The organism is Halomonas sp. AOP13-D3-9 (genome assembly GCF_052379125.1).
In the GTDB taxonomy this organism is placed as follows: Bacteria; Pseudomonadota; Gammaproteobacteria; order Pseudomonadales; family Halomonadaceae; genus Vreelandella.
This window is the reverse complement of the sequence record NZ_JBQSYH010000015.1, coordinates 1-17,706: the sequence shown is the minus strand read 5'-3', so window position 1 is coordinate 17,706 and position 17,706 is coordinate 1. Positions and strand designations below refer to the sequence as shown.

Annotated in this window: 12 protein-coding genes; 5 read left to right on the top strand and 7 right to left on the bottom strand. The window is 52.1% G+C overall.

Annotated features, from left to right (window positions below; genetic code table 11):
* Positions 1 to 49: 49 nt before the first annotated feature.
* A complete protein-coding gene (locus ACT3UM_RS16570; RefSeq protein WP_498900565.1) occupies positions 50 to 997 on the top strand; it encodes a helix-turn-helix domain-containing protein in 948 nt (315 codons plus the stop codon).
* Between the two features lie 88 nt (positions 998 to 1,085).
* Here the strand turns inward: ACT3UM_RS16570 and mdoH are convergent, their stop codons facing one another.
* The 3 genes from mdoH to ACT3UM_RS16555 form a co-directional block, all read right to left on the bottom strand.
* Positions 1,086 to 3,593 carry a glucans biosynthesis glucosyltransferase MdoH gene (gene mdoH, locus ACT3UM_RS16565; RefSeq protein ID WP_498900563.1) on the bottom strand — a complete coding sequence of 836 codons (2,508 nt, stop codon included), beginning with the start codon at positions 3,591 to 3,593 and terminating at the stop codon, positions 1,086 to 1,088.
* Positions 3,586 to 5,169 carry a glucan biosynthesis protein G gene (locus ACT3UM_RS16560; RefSeq protein WP_498900561.1) on the bottom strand — a complete coding sequence of 528 codons (1,584 nt, stop codon included), beginning with the start codon at positions 5,167 to 5,169 and terminating at the stop codon, positions 3,586 to 3,588. The genes mdoH and ACT3UM_RS16560 overlap by 8 nt, the downstream gene beginning before the upstream one ends.
* 369 nt (positions 5,170 to 5,538) lie before the next feature.
* The gene (locus tag ACT3UM_RS16555) at positions 5,539 to 7,884 is read right to left on the bottom strand and encodes a putative bifunctional diguanylate cyclase/phosphodiesterase (protein ID WP_498900559.1); all 2,346 of its coding nucleotides are present in this window, start codon (positions 7,882 to 7,884) and stop codon (positions 5,539 to 5,541) included.
* Between the two features lie 492 nt (positions 7,885 to 8,376).
* Here ACT3UM_RS16555 and ACT3UM_RS16550 point away from each other — a divergent pair, with 492 nt between their 5' ends.
* From ACT3UM_RS16550 to ACT3UM_RS16535, 4 genes are all read left to right on the top strand, one after another.
* Positions 8,377 to 8,724 carry a helix-turn-helix domain-containing protein gene (locus tag ACT3UM_RS16550; RefSeq protein WP_498900557.1) on the top strand — a complete coding sequence of 116 codons (348 nt, stop codon included), beginning with the start codon at positions 8,377 to 8,379 and terminating at the stop codon, positions 8,722 to 8,724.
* A gap of 283 nt (positions 8,725 to 9,007) precedes the next feature.
* Positions 9,008 to 9,640: a class I SAM-dependent methyltransferase gene (locus ACT3UM_RS16545; RefSeq protein WP_498900555.1), complete on the top strand. Its 633-nt coding sequence runs from the start codon at positions 9,008 to 9,010 to the stop codon at positions 9,638 to 9,640.
* Positions 9,641 to 9,737: 97 nt separating this feature from the next.
* Positions 9,738 to 11,138, top strand: coding sequence for a PepSY-associated TM helix domain-containing protein (locus ACT3UM_RS16540; RefSeq protein ID WP_498900553.1), 1,401 nt, complete (start codon positions 9,738 to 9,740; stop codon positions 11,136 to 11,138).
* Positions 11,119 to 11,394, top strand: coding sequence for a TIGR03643 family protein (locus ACT3UM_RS16535; protein WP_498900551.1), 276 nt, complete (start codon positions 11,119 to 11,121; stop codon positions 11,392 to 11,394). Before ACT3UM_RS16540 ends, ACT3UM_RS16535 begins: the two co-directional genes overlap by 20 nt.
* A 138-nt stretch (positions 11,395 to 11,532) precedes the next feature.
* On the opposite strand, the gene ACT3UM_RS16530 is transcribed toward ACT3UM_RS16535, so the two are convergent.
* The 4 genes from ACT3UM_RS16530 to ACT3UM_RS16515 are packed head-to-tail and all read right to left on the bottom strand — an operon-like array spanning position 11,533 to position 17,500.
* A complete protein-coding gene (locus tag ACT3UM_RS16530; RefSeq protein WP_498900549.1) occupies positions 11,533 to 12,240 on the bottom strand; it encodes a M48 family metallopeptidase in 708 nt (235 codons plus the stop codon).
* On the bottom strand, positions 12,237 to 15,521 hold the full coding sequence (locus ACT3UM_RS16525) for a type I restriction endonuclease subunit R (RefSeq protein WP_498900547.1): 3,285 nt from the start codon (positions 15,519 to 15,521) through the stop codon (positions 12,237 to 12,239). Before ACT3UM_RS16525 ends, ACT3UM_RS16530 begins: the two co-directional genes overlap by 4 nt.
* Positions 15,522 to 15,557: 36 nt before the next feature.
* Complete coding sequence (locus tag ACT3UM_RS16520; RefSeq protein ID WP_498900545.1) at positions 15,558 to 16,229, bottom strand: RloB family protein; 672 nt, start codon at positions 16,227 to 16,229, stop codon at positions 15,558 to 15,560.
* Positions 16,229 to 17,500, bottom strand: a complete 1,272-nt coding sequence (locus ACT3UM_RS16515) for an AAA family ATPase (protein WP_498900543.1) — start codon at positions 17,498 to 17,500, stop codon at positions 16,229 to 16,231. Before ACT3UM_RS16515 ends, ACT3UM_RS16520 begins: the two co-directional genes overlap by 1 nt.
* Positions 17,501 to 17,706 lie beyond the last annotated feature (206 nt).

Here is a 17,706-nt window from a genome sequence, read left to right as displayed (position 1 = left end):
GCGTTAACCAAGCAGTATTGAGCGCGCATAACGCCTCGAGGAGCCCCCCATGACCACGCTCGACAGCGCATTTGCACCAAAAAGATGCGTCCAGGAAGCGTTTGATGCCGATGAGCACGCGCAAAACCTGACGCGCTGGCAGCAGGAGTACGACCAGCTTAGCCCTGGCAGCTTCTATGGGCGCTTGGATGAAGTGGCATTAGAAACCATGCAGGTGTTTAAGGAGCATACTGGGCAAGCACTACGTCAGGACTGTCGGGTGTGGCCTAACTCACTGTGGATCGGGCTTCCCACCACTCGCCAGGGGGCGCGTATCAATGGTCAAGCGCTTAGCACGGGCGAGGTGATGTGCCGCCCCGGAGGGCGGGATTTTGAACTGGTCACCCCAGAGGACTTCGACATTTACGGGTTAGTGATTCAGTTGCCAGCATTAGCAGAGGCCGCCCAACGGCAGGGCGTAAGCTTGGATAAAAGCTGGCAGGCAAGGCCACGACGGCAAGCGACTAAGGCAACGCTTAATGCGGTGTCGTTTCTTATCGAACGTTTACTCACCTGCCAAACCCTGGCGATCGCTAGCCATATTCATCAAGATATTCTGCTTATGGCGCTGCTGGAACTGCTACAAACCGAGCAGCCTGGCGCTGAGCTGCCGCCCAGCTACGCCCACCGCAAGGAAGTGGTTGATCGCGTTAAGCGCTATGTTGATGAGCACTTGGATGGCCCGGTGACCATGGAGGAGCTTTGCCAGCTAACCCACGTTAGCCGCCGCACGCTGCAATACAGCTTTACGACTATTCTAGGCATTAGCCCACTACAGTTTTTACGCCTGACACGACTGAATCGCGTGCGTCGGGCGCTGAGAGCAGCGTCACCGGAGCAATCGGTAACCGGCATAGCCACCTATTGGGGTTTTTGGCATCTGGGTCAATTCGCCCACGACTATAAGCAGCAGTTTGGGGAGTCTCCTTCACAGACGCTGCATGCGAAAGCGTTGTGAGCAACTCGACAATAGCGATAGGCAATACAAGCCAGCCTCTCAGCCGGCCTGATCAAATGCGGTAGTTATTAAACGTGCGTTAGTAAGCTTAGTTAAAGGTCGGTAGGTGCTTGGATTCACGCCCTGGCAGACCACAATCAAACCAACTGTGGTGCGCCTTGCGGTCGTCCCAAATGTGATAGTGCAGTTGCGACAGCATCACCGGGTCATCGAGGAAATCCAAACGCTCTAATCGACTCATTGCCGCTGGCCCCATCCTTACTCCGCGTGCAACCCGCTCGGCTCGACGTCGGCGTAGTGGCTCGGCATCGGTGTGCCGCAATGTGCCTAGGGCAGTGGCCAATGCATTTGGCACGGGGTCTACCACCACTTGGGCAAAAGAGGGTGCCGCCATTCCTGTGTTCATGCGGGATAGCAAGCTCACCATGCGCCGCAGCACCCGTGGCGGCTGCGTTTCTTCGGGAATTCGGAACAGCCGCTTTTGGAAGCAGAACCGCCCTAACGAGACACGGCTCGACAGCGCCGATACCGGGATCGACAGCATCAAAGCGAAAACGATGGGCGAGAGCCACCACAGAAATGTCGGCTCCATAACGTAAACACCCGCTGCCCACACAGCCCCTATTAAGGTTTGGCTCCAATGAGCCCGGAAGGCATCGCCCCACGTCGTGTCACTGTTTTCCCGCGATGGTGAGCGCCATTGAACCGCCCATCCCATCAATGACGTGAGTACAAAGCGGGTGTGAAACAGCATCCTGACTGGCGCCAATAGCATCGAGAATAGCGACTCAAGCACCATGCTCGCTAACACCTTGAGTGGCCCGCCAAATTGACGGCTACCCTGTATCCACACCAGCAATACGCTGAGCAGCTTAGGCAAGAACAGCAGTAACGCCGTCACACCAAACAACCCCACCGCTAAGGTGGGGTTCCATTGTGGCCAAACAGGGAACAGCATCCCCGGCTCAGGAAAGTAGTCGGGCGTGCTAAACGTATGCACGGCTAAAAGTGCGGTAGACAGGACTAAGAAAAAACACCATAGCGGCGCAGAAAGATAAGACATTAAACCGGTCAGGAAAACGGCCCGATGCACGGGATGAATGCCTTGCGAGAAAAACAGCCGGAAGTTCATCAAATTGCCGTGGCACCAGCGCCGGTCGCGATTTAGCTCATCAAGCAGGTTAGGCGGCATTTCCTCATAGCTGCCTTCCAGTTTGTAGGCAATCCATACCCCCCAACCAGCGCGTCGCATCAGCGCTGCCTCGACAAAATCGTGGGATAAAATTTCGCCCGACATGGAGCCTTTCCCGGGCAGTGGCGCTAGGATGCAGTGCTGCATAAACGGGGCTAGGCGAATGATCGCGTTATGGCCCCAATAATGCGACTCACCTAACTGCCAAAAATGCAGCCCGGCGGTAAACAGTGGCCCGTAAACCCGCGTCGCAAACTGCTGCATGCGAGCGTACAAATTGAGACGTCCGGAAGCGCGTGGCGCCGTTTGGATAATACCAACCTTGGAATGCACCTCCATCATTTGCACCAGCCGGGTAAGGCATTGACCACTCATGACGCTATCGGCATCCAGTACCAGCATATAGCGATAGAGTGCCCCCCAGCGCCGGCAAAAATCGTCAAGGTTACCGCTCTTACGTTTCACACGACGCTGTCGACGGCGATAGAAGACCTGCCCGAAGGCCTCTAGGTCGCGGCATAACACCAACCAGGCATAGGTTTCTTGGATGGCAGTATCGGGATCGGACGTATCACTCAGGATGAAGATGTCAAAATGCCGATCATTACCCGTGCTGCGCAAAGACTCCAGGGTGGCGCGCACTCCGGCAAATACCCTGGCAACGTCCTCGTTACAGATGGGCACCAGCAACGCTGTGCGTGCCTCATCATCAATCGGCTCGTCACCCACCTCGCTATCAATGGCGTAACGGTCATGGCGGCGTAATAGCTGGAAAAACCCCATCAAGGCCGTCCAAAACCCGGCGGATACCCAGGCGAATAGCAGCACAAACAACGATAGGATAGTGATCTCAAGCCACTGCAGGCCTTGGCCGGGGAGTACAGTGCGCATCTGATTGGCGGCAATGATACTTTGACCAAAAATCAGCACCAGCAAAATCCAACGACGCCTTGAGGCGACCCACTTCCAAGACGCGGAGGGTGACGCTCTTTTGCGTCGGCGGAAATCACCGTTAGCCCAGCGCTTGAAACGTCGACCAATATTCACAAAAGGATTGGTCGACCACTGTTGAGGGGCCAGCGGCGTTCGCTTCATCGCTGGCGCAGTGCGCAGTCGTGTAATGCCCGACGTGTCCGTCGACAGTGCTTCCTGCGGCGCTAGCGGCGGCTCTGCATAGGCAAGTGCCAAGCGCCGACCCACAGATAATGCCGCCGGGTCATTGCTGTCGTCACTTTGGTCTTCAATAGCCCCGCCTAACGCCGCATGCAGCGAAGCCATTTCGTGTTTATCAAGATCACCGACCAGTAACTTGTAGCGCTCCTCACGATCCTGGGTCTCCAACGCCAAACGCTCTAAATAAATATCCGTTGGCGTTGCCTGCGAAGAAGAGACTGTTTCAACCATTGGCGGGCAGCCTATAGTACCAAGTCTCAGATAATGGCTTGCCATCAAGCATTAGCTTGGCCCTGATATCCAAAGGCTGGCTGCCATTATTGCGCTTCACGTTGACAAACACACGCCAGCCGTTAGTGGCTGGATTTTGAACGACGCGACTATTAGCCAATTCGCCATTATCGCCAACGCTTGCTTCTACGCTCATATTGGCACCGTTGCCGACACCTTCAAGCGAGGGCCCGACAAAATCGAGAACGAAGGCGAGTGTACCGTCTGGCTCACGCACTAAGTCATCGCGAACCACCTCGCCCCGTGAGCGACGCGTCTCTTCAACCCAGGCAAGCTGAGGATCAAGATGACGGCTTTCATCAGTAGTGAACATAAGGCGGTAATCGAACGCCAGCGGCGTGCCCGGCTCATGGGGTTCATCAGACAGCCACATCGAAACGATATTATCGTTGGTCTCGTTGTCAGTCGGAATCTGAATCAGCTCAACGCTACCCGCCCCCCATTCGTTTTGTGGCTGAACCCAGGCGCTTGGACGCAGATCATAACGTGCGTCAATATCCTGATAATCGCTAAAGTTGTGGCCACGCTGCATCAGGCCATAACCGCGTAACTGAGGCGTTGCATGTCTATTCATCATTAATTTGGCCGGATTGGCTAGCGGGCGCCATAGCCAGCCATTCTGGGCATCATCGATTAATAGGCCATTCGAGTCATGAATTGCCGGGATATAGTGTTGTGTCGATGAGGGCTGCTCCGGGCCGTAGAGATACATACTGGTTAGCGGTGCAATTCCCAACTTCTCAACTGCCCGACGCAGATAGAGCCGTGACTGTACGTCGACTAAGGCATCTTCTCCGGGACGTAGCACGAAGCGGTACGCACCGGTAACGCTAGGCGAGTCCAGCAGGGCAAAAATCGTCAAGTACTGACTTTCTGGGCTTGGTTCGACGATCCAAATTTCGCTAAAACGGGGGAACTCTTCGCCCGAAGATAATCCCGTATCAACGGCCAACCCACGCCCTGAAAGACCGTAAACCTGGCCACTGCCCACGGCGCGAAAATAACTTGCGCCTAGAAATACCATCACCTCATTACTATCAACACCATTGAGTGAGTGGTTGATTCTGACGCCAGCGATACCCAGGCCATCGCTCTGCTTAACATCGTCGGAGATGTCTAAATCACCGTAAGTATAGTCGTCTGGGTTGTAAGCAAAACCATGAACCTCGCCCTCCTGGTCAATACTGTTGAGTTGGATGGCACTGTCATAATGCATCCCTTCATGAATAAAACTCAGCGTAAACGGTGCGTTATTACCGCTCCATACGTCGCGATCTCGCTTGTACTGTATTTGCGAATACTCTGCATAGCTGAGTTCGCGCAGTTCATTGGGTAACGTCGTTTCTGGAGCCCGGTAGCCCTGCTGGGCGAGTTCCTCTGCTTTTTTGGCGACATCATCGAAGCCAAACGCCAAAGCCTCAACAGGGAGACTTCCAACCAGTAGCCCGCCTAGCACGGCTACTGACAAAAAACCTTTGCGACGTGAAGGTTTATTTCGCGGGGTCGATCCACTCATTTAGCGTAATGCTCCTGTACAATCCTTTGACTGAATTCAAATTCGCTTATTTGCCGAACCGACATACGATAGAGTCCATTCGATCAGCTAAATGCGTCCTTTTGCTATTGCTCACCATCGCTAATGCACACACCGTGAGCGCATATGAAGATGAGATTACAGCTTAGGTATAGCATGAGTCTAGACTACTTGGCACCCTGACTGACCGGGCTTTTTGAAAGGACTGAGGCAAAAATTAGAACTTGCCCACGTCGCTTAGCCGCGTGAACAGGCGCTATTTTCCTTGGTTGTCTAGTATAGCTCAGCTTGTATAGATAGCAGCTTGGCGGGGCTCTTCGCAAATGCTTAAGGCAAAGTCGACTTGCAGATTTAGCGAAGCCAGCGCTGGGAGAACTGGTCGGCTGTCAATGGCCGGTCAAAGCAGTAACCTTGCCCTTGAGCACAGCCCATTGCCAGCAACGCGGTGATTTGGTCTTGATTCTCTATGCCTTCTGCAATGGTCTCAAGGCCTAGCGTGTTCGCCATGGCAATAATAGTCGCCACAATGACACGGTCATTGTCACTGGTAAGCATATCTCTAACAAAGGAGATGTCGATTTTAATTTTGTCAGCAGCGAAGCGCTTTAAATAGGCAAGCGACGAATACCCGGTGCCAAAATCATCAATGGACAGTCCTAGCCCTTTGCTCTTTAACACTTCGGTTATAGCAATCGCTTTTTCAGGATTCTCCATGATGCCACTTTCGGTAATTTCCAGACTCAGTTGTGACGCTTCAATGCCAAATTGGACACAGCGATTGAGCACACTGGCGACTAAGTCCTCCTCTTCAAATTGTTGGGCGGCAATATTAATCGCCAACTGTCCCGGCATTGTGTGTCCCTGATCTCGCCATGCAGCCAGCTGCCTGCAAGCTTCCTCTATTACCCAACTGCCGAGCGCAACGATCATGCCGCGCTCCTCTGCAATAGGAATAAATTTACCCGGCGAAACGTCGCCCAGCTCCTCATCGTGCCAACGACAAAGGGCTTCAGCACCAATCAGCCTTCCGCTGTGTAAATCGACCTGGGGCTGAAAGTGCAGGCTCAGCTGTTTTTCTGCAATGGCAAACGCTAAGCGTTTGGCGATATGCAGCTGTTCAGCGACGACACGCTCCATCCAAGGCTCAAATACACACACGGAAAGCTTCTGCCGTTTGGCTTGGTACATGGCAATGTCGGCGTGTTTCAGCAGCTCTAATGGCGTTGCCGCATGCTGGGGATAAAGCGCGAGGCCGATGCCCACGGAAAGCTCGAAAGAGTGCTGCTCCACAATAAACGGCAGCGCGATACTGTCACACAACCGCTGCGCGGTGGCTAACGCGCCGTTTGCCTCGACGCCTGGGCAAACTACTACAAACTCATCACCACCTAACCGGGCCAGATACTGCCCCTCCGTTAATGCGGCTACAAAGCGCTCGGCAACGGCTTTAAGGACTAAATCACCCAGGTCGTGCCCAGCGGTGTCGTTAATCTCTTTGAAATGGTTAAGATCTAACAACAGTAGCGCCAGTTCAGAGGTCTGGGTATCAGCAACCACCCACTCTAAATGACGCATAAAGGCAGCGCGATTGGGCAATTGAGTGCCGGGGTCACAAAAGGCGAGTTGGCGTATACGTACTTCGTCTTGCTGGCGTTCAAGTTCGGACGCCGCCCGTGCGGCAAATATCTGCAATACGTTGCGCACAACCTCCACATCGTCCAGCGGCTTTTTAAACATGACGCCAATCAGCCCCATGGGCTGACCATGGCTATCATCCAGCCGTCGACCTACATAGCCGTTTACCCAAGACAGCGCCCCGTTGCTTTCAGCAGGCAGCATAATGGCGGCGCCCTCGTGCACGATACACTCCTGCTCCAGCATCACCTTGTGGCAGGGAACGCCGGGGAGATAGTAATCAAAATTGCTCTGGAGCTGGCCGTTTACATACAGCGTTAAGGTACGCGCGATATCGGAATCCTGCTTGTCCAGCAGTGCAATAAACCCCACTTCAGCGGATAACGCCTCAGCCATATGGATGGTCAGCTGATGCAGAAACGCTTCACCATTTTCAGCCGAAACAGCAGTCGCTACGCTGACAACGGCATGTTGAAAACGTTGCTGAGCATTAATAGTGTTGATCAGTGCTTCATTGCGTTGACCAATGCGCTGCAACGCCCGCTGATTATAGAGCAGACGTTCGCGCGTCTGACTCTCTGCTAACTGACGCGCCAACTCGACGCCCGCTAACGCCGCAGCGATACGTAGCACTTCATCGGCATACGCAGGAAGCCCCAAAACAGAAGAGTGCATCAGCGAAATAACGCCCAAAACACCGCCATCAGGGGGTGCGATAGAGAGGCCCAAATACCCCTCCGCCCCCAGGGCAGCCAAGCGCTGATCATCTGGAAACTGCTCGCAAACTTGGGAGCCAACAAACAGGCGTGAGTGATCAGCGACCTGCTGACATGGCGTGCCTCGTAGCGCATACGGAGCCGTCTCAATGAACTCACCCTGCGACCATGCTGCCAGCGTGGTTACAATGCTCTGGTGGCTATCGACATGTTCAACAACGGCATGATCAACCCCAAGGATATCCGCCAAGGATCTCGCAAGGTGCTGAAAAAATCCCTCTTCACTGACGCAGGACAACTTATCTGCCAACTGTCGAAAAATCTCTGGTGCAGAAGTAGGTGGCATGTTATTAAGCGCCTTCAGATTTACACATCAAGCTTCTCTCGCTCATCCTGAAAAGTTTCTTTGAAAAAACACACCTGTCGCCCCATTAACGCTTCCGGCAACTGATCCAATGCTAGAACCTCTAAATGAAAAACCACTCAATACTTAAAAATTTTTCGCGCTTAAACCCTTAAACAAATTTCCAAAAGACTAAAACCACTCAAACATTAATCTTTAAAGCCTTTCAACTATTATGCCTACCGATACACGTTCAGCTATTAAAATCATAGCTGTAGGTTCTTCATCCATGCAGCCATATACACCTAAGTACTTATGCTTATTTGGACACCCAATTAACTTCCCATCGCTGCGCCACACATTTCAGAGAGTAATCTAATGAAACAGAAAGTAACTATCGGCATCCAAATCAACCTTAGAAGATGATATTCAACCTAAACAGTCCTTCATGTCAATAGGTCGTTCCTCAACCATCTAGGTCTAATGGAGGGCATTGTGAATAAAACAGAACAGAAACGGCTTGCGGGCAGTATTGGCCGGGCCATTGCAAAACAGCGGGTTCGCAGTCAATTAACCCAGGAAGAAGTTGCTGAGCGCTTAGGTGTTGGCAATGAAGCCGTTTCACGCATTGAGCGCGGGCGGGTGATACCCAATATTGTGCGCTTAATCGAGCTTGCTGAAATTTTCAACTGCGAAGCTGCGGAGCTACTTGGCCAAGCAAGTTTTCATATCGATGATCAGTCAAGTAGAATGAAAACCCTCTTAGCCCCTTTAAATCAAAATGATCGCAAGCTCGTTATAGATATTGTTGAAAACCTAGCCGCACGCTTTCAGAAAGGGTGATGATAGCTAATGACAAACTTGCGTTATTATTATTTTAATGAAAATTAAAAATCATTATTTATATCTACATAGAGAGATATACACCCTGCCATCTTATACGTTAAAAAGTGAATTAAACATGGCTGACATATATAAAATTTATAGCACTGGCCTTATAAAATGAGTGACATAACATGAGCTCTCGCGATTGGTTGAATGATCGCTTTCATGCTATAGGTAGTCTGATGTTAGGAGCCAACACCCGCCGTTCCGCAATCGCAGCGTTGCGCTGCAAAGAGGCGTTATGTTCAACACCACCGCATGGAACCGCCTACGCTATACCGCTTACGCCCCCTTCTACGATGCGGTCGCCGCCCGTGCGTTTCGCCGGCCACGACGGATCGCACTTGGCCAAGTGGACTGGGAGCCCGGTATGCGAGTGCTATTGGTAGGCGCCGGAACGGGGTTAGACTTACCTTTTCTGCCCCATGATATCGAAGTGCACGCCACCGATATTGCACCTGCCATGGTGAAACGCACCGCAAAACGGGCCGAGGCACTGCGCCGCGATGTGGAGTGTGATGTGATGGATGCCGAGGCACTCAGCTACCCCGACGAACACTTTGATGTAGTGGTGATGCACTTGATTCTGGCGGTTATGCCTGACCCACAGCGAGGGCTGGCCGAAGCAAACCGGGTACTAAAAGTAGGCGGTCAACTGTGTGTAATGGATAAATTCCAACCCGATGCTCAATTGGCAGGTGTAGGCAGGCGCACTCTCAACCTATTCACCTCGGCACTGGCAACCGATATTACCCGCCAAGCGCAGTCACTGCTCAGCGAGGCTGGGTTCCAGATTCGCCACGATGAGCCGGTGCTGATGAATGGATTATTTCGTGCACTGCTAGCCGCCAAGCCAGCACCTTCAAGCCGTTAAACGTGTGACTTTTTACCGCTGCCTCAAGGCTAGCGATCGCTAAGTAAACTACCTAAGCTGTCTGACTATTTTACCGATACCACTCGGATTCAAGCCAATGACAGCCCGCTCCCCTACCCGCACCAGTAAACTGCTTTTTGCCCTAATTAGCCGCCTACACTTATATATTGGCCTCTTTATCGGTCCTTTTATTCTTATCGCGGCATTATCCGGCATTGCTTACTTGCTGAGCCCGCCACTTGAAGAGTGGTTCTACCATGACACCCTATATGGCGTTACTCAGGGTGAGCCTCAACCGCTTGCCAAACAGATCGCTGCGGGGCAGCGTTATCTAGGCGCCCCCACCTTACCCAGTGCGGTACGTCCAGCTCCGGCGCTAGGCGACACCACCCGGCTGATGTTTAGCGAGCCAGGCCTGGGCCCCTCGGAACACCGTGCTGTATTCGTTGACCCCATTTCCCTGGCAGTGACCGGTGATACAACGGTCTACGGCACCAGCGGCATCTTGCCACTGCGCACCACAATCGATCACTTTCACCGCCAGCTATTAATGGGCGATATGGGCCGTCTGTATAGTGAACTGGCTGCCTCATGGCTCTGGGTTGCCGCGCTGGGTGGCGTAATGCTGTGGATTTGGCAACGCCGCACGCTAAAAGCGCGTTCAAGGCCTCATACAGCCCGCCGACGCCACGCAACGCTTGGATGGGTCTTATCGCTCGGGGTCCTGTTCTTTTCCGCCACAGGGCTTACTTGGTCACAGTGGGCGGGCAGCAATATTGCCGAGTTACGGCATGCATGGGGCTGGAGTACGCCAAGCGCCTCAACAGCGCTGATCGATACCGATACCCAACCACACGATGAACATGCAGAACATCGCGGCCACATGGCCATGGTGTCCACAGCCATCACGTTAGACGACTTTGATCGGGCGCTGAGTGCTGCGCGTGAGGCGGGCATCAACGCTGCACGACTCCAGCTAACACCCCCAAGTGGCCCCCAACAGGCATGGCGGGTAGCCGAAATTGACCGCCAGTGGCCTACCCAAGTAGACCAAGTAGCGCTGGATCCGCATAGCATGGCAGTGACCGATCAAACCGACTTCAACACGTTTCCTTTGGCAGCCAAGCTCACCCGCTGGGGGATTGATCTGCATATGGGGGTGCTGTTTGGCATCGTTAATCAAGTCATGCTGGCATTGGTCGCTGCGGGGCTTGTGACATTGATAGTATGGGGCTATTTGATGGCATGGCGGCGACTGCACACGCTAAGCGGTCAGCGCTTTCCCACGGTGGCTGAGCCCTGGCTAATGCTGCCTACCACGGCCAAACTAAGCGTACTGCTTGTCGCTCTTGCGCTGGGCATGGCGCTGCCTGTATTGGGCGTCAGCCTTGCGGTTTTTATCGTGATTGATGCGCTGCGCTGGTATGTTAAACAACGCTACAACGCACACCGCCTAACCCCATTGAACGAATTGAAAGATGCCAAAAGCCCCCGTTAAGCGCTTTCGCCGCTTGCCAGATGACGAACAGTCGCGCGTTATCGAAATGGCCTGGGAAGACCGCACACCGTTTGAAGCCATCGAAACGCTCTATGGCCTTGCCGAACCCGATGTGATTGAAGTGATGCGCGATCAGCTAAAACCGGCTTCCTTTCGCCTATGGCGTAAGCGCGTCGCCGGCCGCGCCACCAAACATACCGCATTGCGTTCACCCGATGTGCTACGGGGCTACTGCCCGACGCAATATAAGCGCTGATTTATAGTAAATTTTCGGTATTTAAGAAAATACGATGTTTAAACAAAATGCAGAATAGATGTATGTGGGGTAGCCTCAATGCCAAGGGGTAGCCTCAATGCCAAGGGGTAGCCTCAATGCCAAAAAACACATCTACGCTCATATATCTAAACCTGCTCCGCGCTTGCGAAGCCATTCTTTACGCTCACGCCAGTCGGGGAGGACTTTATCAACCTCATTCCAAAAAGCGTCTGAATGATTGCGGTGGTGAAAGTGGCAAAGCTCGTGGACGGTGATGTAGTCGATGATTCGTGGTGGGGCCATCATGCATTTCCAGTGAAAATTCAGCGTGCCACTGCGGCCACAACTGGCCCAGCGGTAGCCCATATCCTTCACTTTAATAGCAGGATTTTCGACGCCCACTTTGGGGGCGAAAAAAGCCGCCCTATCAGTAAAGCGCTGCTGGCCTTTTTCGCTATAGAAATTTTCGAAAGCGGCTCTTGCCGAAGCAGTACCACCCGTTTCGATGAGTTCACGGCTCAGGCAAAAGCGGCCTTCTTTGAGTTTTAACGGCTTATCCTGATGTGATACCAAAGCCAACCGATAAGCGCCGCCAAGGTACAGAAACGTTTCACCGTTGACCCATTCACGGGTAACGGCGGTGGCATTTAGATCTCTCCATTCTGCAAGGTTGCGGTAAATCCATAGCCGCTTGCTGACCACCAGTGCATCCACCTGCTCCAGCGAGTAGTTAACCGGGGGACGCACCACCACCTGCCCGTTACGCTCAATCACAATATCGGTGGTTTTCCGGGTGCTGCTGGGAAGCAGATGATACTCAATATCCCTTACTTTTCTTGCGATCATGGCTGATTCCCTTCGTTCTTAGCGCCGCTGAGTAAAGCCTCGTGCCGATTTTTGGCCAATTTCATAATTTCAATCGCAAGGCGTTCTCGGCTGGTTTTCAACTCGTCGATTCCAGTGAGCGTAAGCGCCGTTTTAATCTCGCTTCTAGTACGCTTCTGCTTGTCGGCATTGTGCCAAAAATCGATGCTTCCGATGCTCTGTTGCAAGGTTTCTACAATCGCTTCCATGAGTGCTTTAACCTTTGGCTGTGCACTGGCAGGTATTTTGCCTTCGTCGAAAGCCTCCAAGGCAACGTGCTCGTAAAAAGTGGTCGCCTCTTTACTCATCCCCTCCTCGCCAGCCTGTCGGCCTTGTGACGCAACTTTACGCAGTTTCACCAGCTCTTCAGCAAGCTTATCCCACTCGCCTTGGTGGCGATCAATCAGTTGCTCTACTTTCTCCGCGAGACTTTTATAAAACGCTGGATCTTCATCGTGATGCACAGTGCAATGCTTGCGAATAGCATGCTCCATCTCACTGGCTTTAGCTTCGGCATTATCGCCTGAGTGTGCGTTTAACTGATCCAGAAAATCTTCAGACAGCAGCTCCACCGGAGGCACCTTAGGATTAATACCCAAGCTGATAAGGTGCTCATTGATTAAATCGCGTACCTTCTGTCCTGCATCACCCAGACTCAGTGAGTCGTCCTTGTATCGTTCTTTGGCCACGCGTTGAATATAGCCTAGTCGTTTGGCAGGTACGCGATACGCCTGACCAGCAGGATGAGGCAAAATAATATCCAGGCTGCTCAAGAACTTTTTCAGGTAAACATCAAAATCCGCTCTCAGCTTCTCGTCCTTAAGCAGTGTAACAGCCGCATGCACGACTGAGGCATCGTCTTCAACATCCGGCAACTTGCCCTCTACGAACGCTTGCACACTGGCCACATGATGATTAGCAAACAGCTGCAACAGTCGCTGATAGCGCTCTTGCAATACAGGCATTTCAGAAGTGATATTCTTCAGGCCGCTGGCGAGTTCCTGCTGCTCATCCGTAGTGGCATACAGCGTTAATGCTTCGGTAAGCCTGTGGGTTAGCCCTACATAGTCCACCACATAGCCGCGTTGCTTACCTTTTTTCACCCGATTGGTTCGGGCAATAGCTTGCAACAGCGTGTGCTCACGAATTTTTTTATCCAGGTACATAACCTGCTCAATAGGCGCATCAAAACCTGTCAGCAGCATGTCGCACACGACCAGAAAGGCGATGCCGCTATAAGGCTTATCCGGGTCGTCGAAAGCAAAGGGTCTACAGAAATTTTCTACTGCATTCCAGGCCCGGGCCTGCTTGCGAGCTTCTGAGATGTAGGCGGCCTCGTTAGTGCCATCGCTAGAAAGTACGACGGCCGCTTTGATGAATTGGATGCGGCGAATTCGTTCCTCATCGGGTACAGGTTCAGCACGCAGCTTTGCCACTGTCTCTGCAAGCGCCCGGTGAATAGCTTTCTGGTAACGCACTGCCGCCAGTTTGGAGTGGCACACCACTTGTGCTTTAAAGCCATTCGGAAAAATATGCGCTAGGTAATGCGCGACCATATCTTTCGCTATCGCCTCAATTCGCTGCTCAGCCTCTAGAATGTCCCCCGTAGCGCCGTACTTTTTCTTAATGGCCAGCAGCTCTTCTTCGGAGCGATCCTTAAATAAATTTTCGAACTTGGTTTCGAAAGCATGCTTCTCGTTCAGTGCAGCATCCGAAGTACGCCCCTCATAGAGAATCTGCAACGTCGTGCCATCCTCTACTGCGTCCATCAGCCTGTATTTATCAATGTAGTCACCGAAGCGTTTAACCGTGCGTTTCTCGCCATGACGCTCGGTGATTAACGGGGTGCCGGTAAAGGCAATGCGTGCAGCGTTCGGGAAGGCCTCGAAGATGTTCTCGCCCAACTCTGAACTTTGAGTACGGTGGGCCTCGTCAATCATCAGCAATATGCGGCTCGATGAATTGACCACACCGAACGTACTCTTGCTCGGAATCGCTTGATACGTGCCCAAGGCTTCGGCAACCGACAGCGGCAGGCTCTGGTCGGCAACCTGAAACTTGTGCGCCATTACCATATTAACGTCGGACTGGTCAGTGGCTAGGTCACAGCGTAACGCTTGGCGGCTCTCAATCACATTCACCCGCCCCCCAATCAAGGCCGCGGTTTCTGCCAGTTGCTCTTCCAGATCAGTGCGATCATTAATAAGTACCAACTTGTAATCGTATAAATCTTTCGAGGCACGAATCATCCGCGCCACAAATACCATTGTCAGGCTTTTACCCGAGCCCTGGGTGTGCCAAACCACCCCGCTTCGATCCTCTACGGTTTGGCCATTGCGCAGTCGCTCGATGATCTTATTCGCCGCACGGAACTGCTGATAGCGACACACCACTTTAATGCGCGAACCTTCGTCAGTATCCATAAACACTGACGAGGTACGTAAAATCCGCAGCAGATTAGCTTTATTGAGCATGCCACTAATCAGTTGCTGTTGCTGGTTCAGACTCTCGGCTGCGGCATTCTCACCGGATCTGTTCTTTTTTGAATCACCTACTTTCCAGGGGTAAAAATGCTCCTCGCCGGAGGTGATCGTGCCGTAGTCGGCTTTCACGCCACTTGTGCGGATCAGCAATAGGTTGCTATGAAACAGCCGGGGTTCACCCTCTTTCAATCCCTGGCGAGCGGTATCTTCACGCCGGTTCATATAGCGCTGAAGTTGGCTATAAGCCTCAGCCATGGGGTTAGCACAATTGGGGCCACCCTTTTTGCACTCCACCACAGCCAGCGGAAGACCGTTCACGAACAGCACAACATCCGGAATGATGAACTGTTTGACGCAGCCGGGGGTATCAATACGAAACTGATTGATAGCCAGAAAGTGATTGTTCTCAGGGGAATCAAAGTCAAACAGACGAACGACAGGATCTTGTTCACCGGTCTCTTCGTTGGCGTCTACCTGGGCTTTTAACAGCGACTTCTGCACGGCCTCATTGGCTTCTAGCAACGTGCGATTCGGTTGGCGCAACAGCTGTTCGTGCAAATCCAGTAGCTGCTTATTAGTCAGCCAAGTGTCCTTTTCGATACCAACATTGAGCGCCGCTACTGCACGGTTGAATACCTCTGGCAGTAACCACTGACGAAAATTGACGCGATGGCTTCGGGTCGGGTCGGACGGAATTTCCTGCCCCTGGTCAATGACGTCCCAACCCAACGCCAGCAACTGTTGCAGAAACGGCTGTTCTACTTCTGTGTATTCAGACAAGTTCACCCTTCCCACATCTATGCGTATTATTGTGTGTCATATCGGTTGATTGATCGTCTGTAAAAAACCTACCAGCTCATGTATTCGGGTCGTCGGGTTGTCAGTTCCACTAGCCTCCGCTTGGCGCAGTGAGCGCTCGGCGTTACTCTTCGCAAACTCCAACTGCCCCAGCAAACTCATAAAGATATCTTCCGAACCTTTCTCATAAGCTGGCAGATAAGCTTGAAGCTCAGAGAGCACTTGGTTTCCCGCGCTGTTGCCCGATAAAGCCACATACGGCTTAGTGCTATAAACAAAATGTAGCAACAACCAATACTCGAAACAGGGTACTGAGTTAATAGCGATGAAGGTGTCGCGGGGCTGTGCAGCCGCTATTGAACCCAGCGCCTCACCATAGTGATGGTGAGTATCCTTATCGAACACACAAAATACCTTATCAAAGGCATCACCCGCGTCCTTTTCTTCTCGAAAGCGTTGCTTTGCAAATCTCACCACGCTGTTTGGGTCTGAGCCACTTTCACCAGACACTTCTACATTGGCCGTATTCAGCCCGTAGTAATTTCTAAGACCATGGAAGTAGTGAGGCTCAGTTTTTTCTCCCTCACAGACAATCAGCACTTTGGCATACGCATCGCGCTTTGCTGCACGGCGCTGTAACCCTTTAGCGCTTTTTGCTTTACGTTTATGAAACAGATTATCCGTACCCATCAACTGGCCCGCTCTAGCGACCGAATAAAGGGTAAAGCACCATAGCGCCCGGAAAGATAAGCCAGTTCCAAATTTTCGCGCCCCTTGCGCGGGCTAAAATCTGTCAGCGGATACAACGCTGTCGCATGGCTCGCGTCCTTCTCGCAGAACCAGATTTGATCACGCCGAAATACTTCTTGGTTCAGGATAGATGTTTCGTGAGTAGTGAACACCAACTGTGCATTATTCGGGTTGGTCTCTGGGTTATGAAACAGCTGCACCAGAAACTGCACCAAGCGCGGGTGGAGATTATCGTGAAGCTCATCAATAAACAGAACATAGCCGTTAGTCAGCGAGTCGATCCAGGGCCCGGCGAAAGAAAATAGCTTTTGCGTGCCGTCAGACTCGTCTTCAAAATCAAACGTAACCGCCTTACCGTCGCTATCCTTATGCACCGTTTTAATATCAAGAATCGTTTTATCCTTCATATTGCCAACGATAACATCGCGTAGGGGTTCCGGCATTCCTTCCGGCAGCGTTTCAACATCAAATGGCTTGGACTCAACCACAATATCGTCGATATGCAAATCTGCAGCGCGCAAAAAGTCCATCACTTTTGATTTGCTACTGTCTTCGCACAGTGAGGCACTGAACCCAGGCCCCCAACCTCCTACATTAGCCAGGCGAAGCGTATTGTTAAACCAGTCGAAAATAGGCTGTAGCTGTTCACTATTAAGCTGTACAGCGGTAGATAAAAAGAGCGCATTTGCACGGGTGGACTTTTGCCAAAGCTGCTTTTCCCCGGTTAGATTGCTGCCCAGCTCCCAATCATAACGTTGTTCTTCAACGTTCCAAGCACGACCAAACCAGCGCTGGGCACGGCCCTTCGGATAGGCTAACAACCACTCCTCATGAATGCGCTCGGTACTGGCGGCAAAACCATACTGGTAGCGCACACTCCCAACTACGAAGGTCACTTCAAACTCGCTGGGCTGTTGGCGCGTTTCCGCGCTTAGGCGAAACGGCATAACCGGCAACTTATCGCCCCGCTGCAGATTGGCCGCCGATTCCAGCACGACCTGCTTCATGGTGCCCAACGCTAACAAGAGATTGGATTTGCCACTGGCATTGGGGCCATAAATAGCTGCCGAACGCAGCAATTCGATATTGTTGACCGCAGTCGACGCAAACGTATTGGTGGACAGTAATTCATCACCCTTGCCTTTCACCAAGCTAAACGTCTGCTCCCCACGAAATGATCGAAAATTGGCCACACTCATCTCAATGAGCATCAAACACACCCCTGACTCTAGAAAATGACAATACTGATCAAAATCTAGCACTCAATATTCACAAAAACCATTTAAAACCACATTTTTGACAATAAATGTCAAAAAAAGGGTCAATAAAACGTCAAAATTAATACTGGTCAGAGGGCTCATATACAACAATTGTCACCTCATCCAGGTCGCCTAAGGCTTGCTCGATATGAGGCTTT

What these genes read in the sequence shown, in the direction of transcription:
- ACT3UM_RS16570 (WP_498900565.1), top strand. Translation starts at nt 50, where the DNA reads ATGACCACGCTCGACAGCGCATTTGCACCAAAAAGATGCGTCCAGGAA.
- mdoH (WP_498900563.1), bottom strand. Translation starts at nt 3,593, where the DNA reads ATGGTTGAAACAGTCTCTTCTTCGCAGGCAACGCCAACGGATATTTAT.
- ACT3UM_RS16560 (WP_498900561.1), bottom strand. Translation starts at nt 5,169, where the DNA reads ATGAGTGGATCGACCCCGCGAAATAAACCTTCACGTCGCAAAGGTTTT.
- ACT3UM_RS16555 (WP_498900559.1), bottom strand. Translation starts at nt 7,884, where the DNA reads ATGCCACCTACTTCTGCACCAGAGATTTTTCGACAGTTGGCAGATAAG.
- ACT3UM_RS16545 (WP_498900555.1), top strand. Translation starts at nt 9,008, where the DNA reads ATGTTCAACACCACCGCATGGAACCGCCTACGCTATACCGCTTACGCC.
- ACT3UM_RS16540 (WP_498900553.1), top strand. Translation starts at nt 9,738, where the DNA reads ATGACAGCCCGCTCCCCTACCCGCACCAGTAAACTGCTTTTTGCCCTA.
- ACT3UM_RS16535 (WP_498900551.1), top strand. Translation starts at nt 11,119, where the DNA reads ATGCCAAAAGCCCCCGTTAAGCGCTTTCGCCGCTTGCCAGATGACGAA.
- ACT3UM_RS16530 (WP_498900549.1), bottom strand. Translation starts at nt 12,240, where the DNA reads ATGATCGCAAGAAAAGTAAGGGATATTGAGTATCATCTGCTTCCCAGC.
- ACT3UM_RS16520 (WP_498900545.1), bottom strand. Translation starts at nt 16,229, where the DNA reads ATGGGTACGGATAATCTGTTTCATAAACGTAAAGCAAAAAGCGCTAAA.
- ACT3UM_RS16515 (WP_498900543.1), bottom strand. Translation starts at nt 17,500, where the DNA reads ATGCTCATTGAGATGAGTGTGGCCAATTTTCGATCATTTCGTGGGGAG.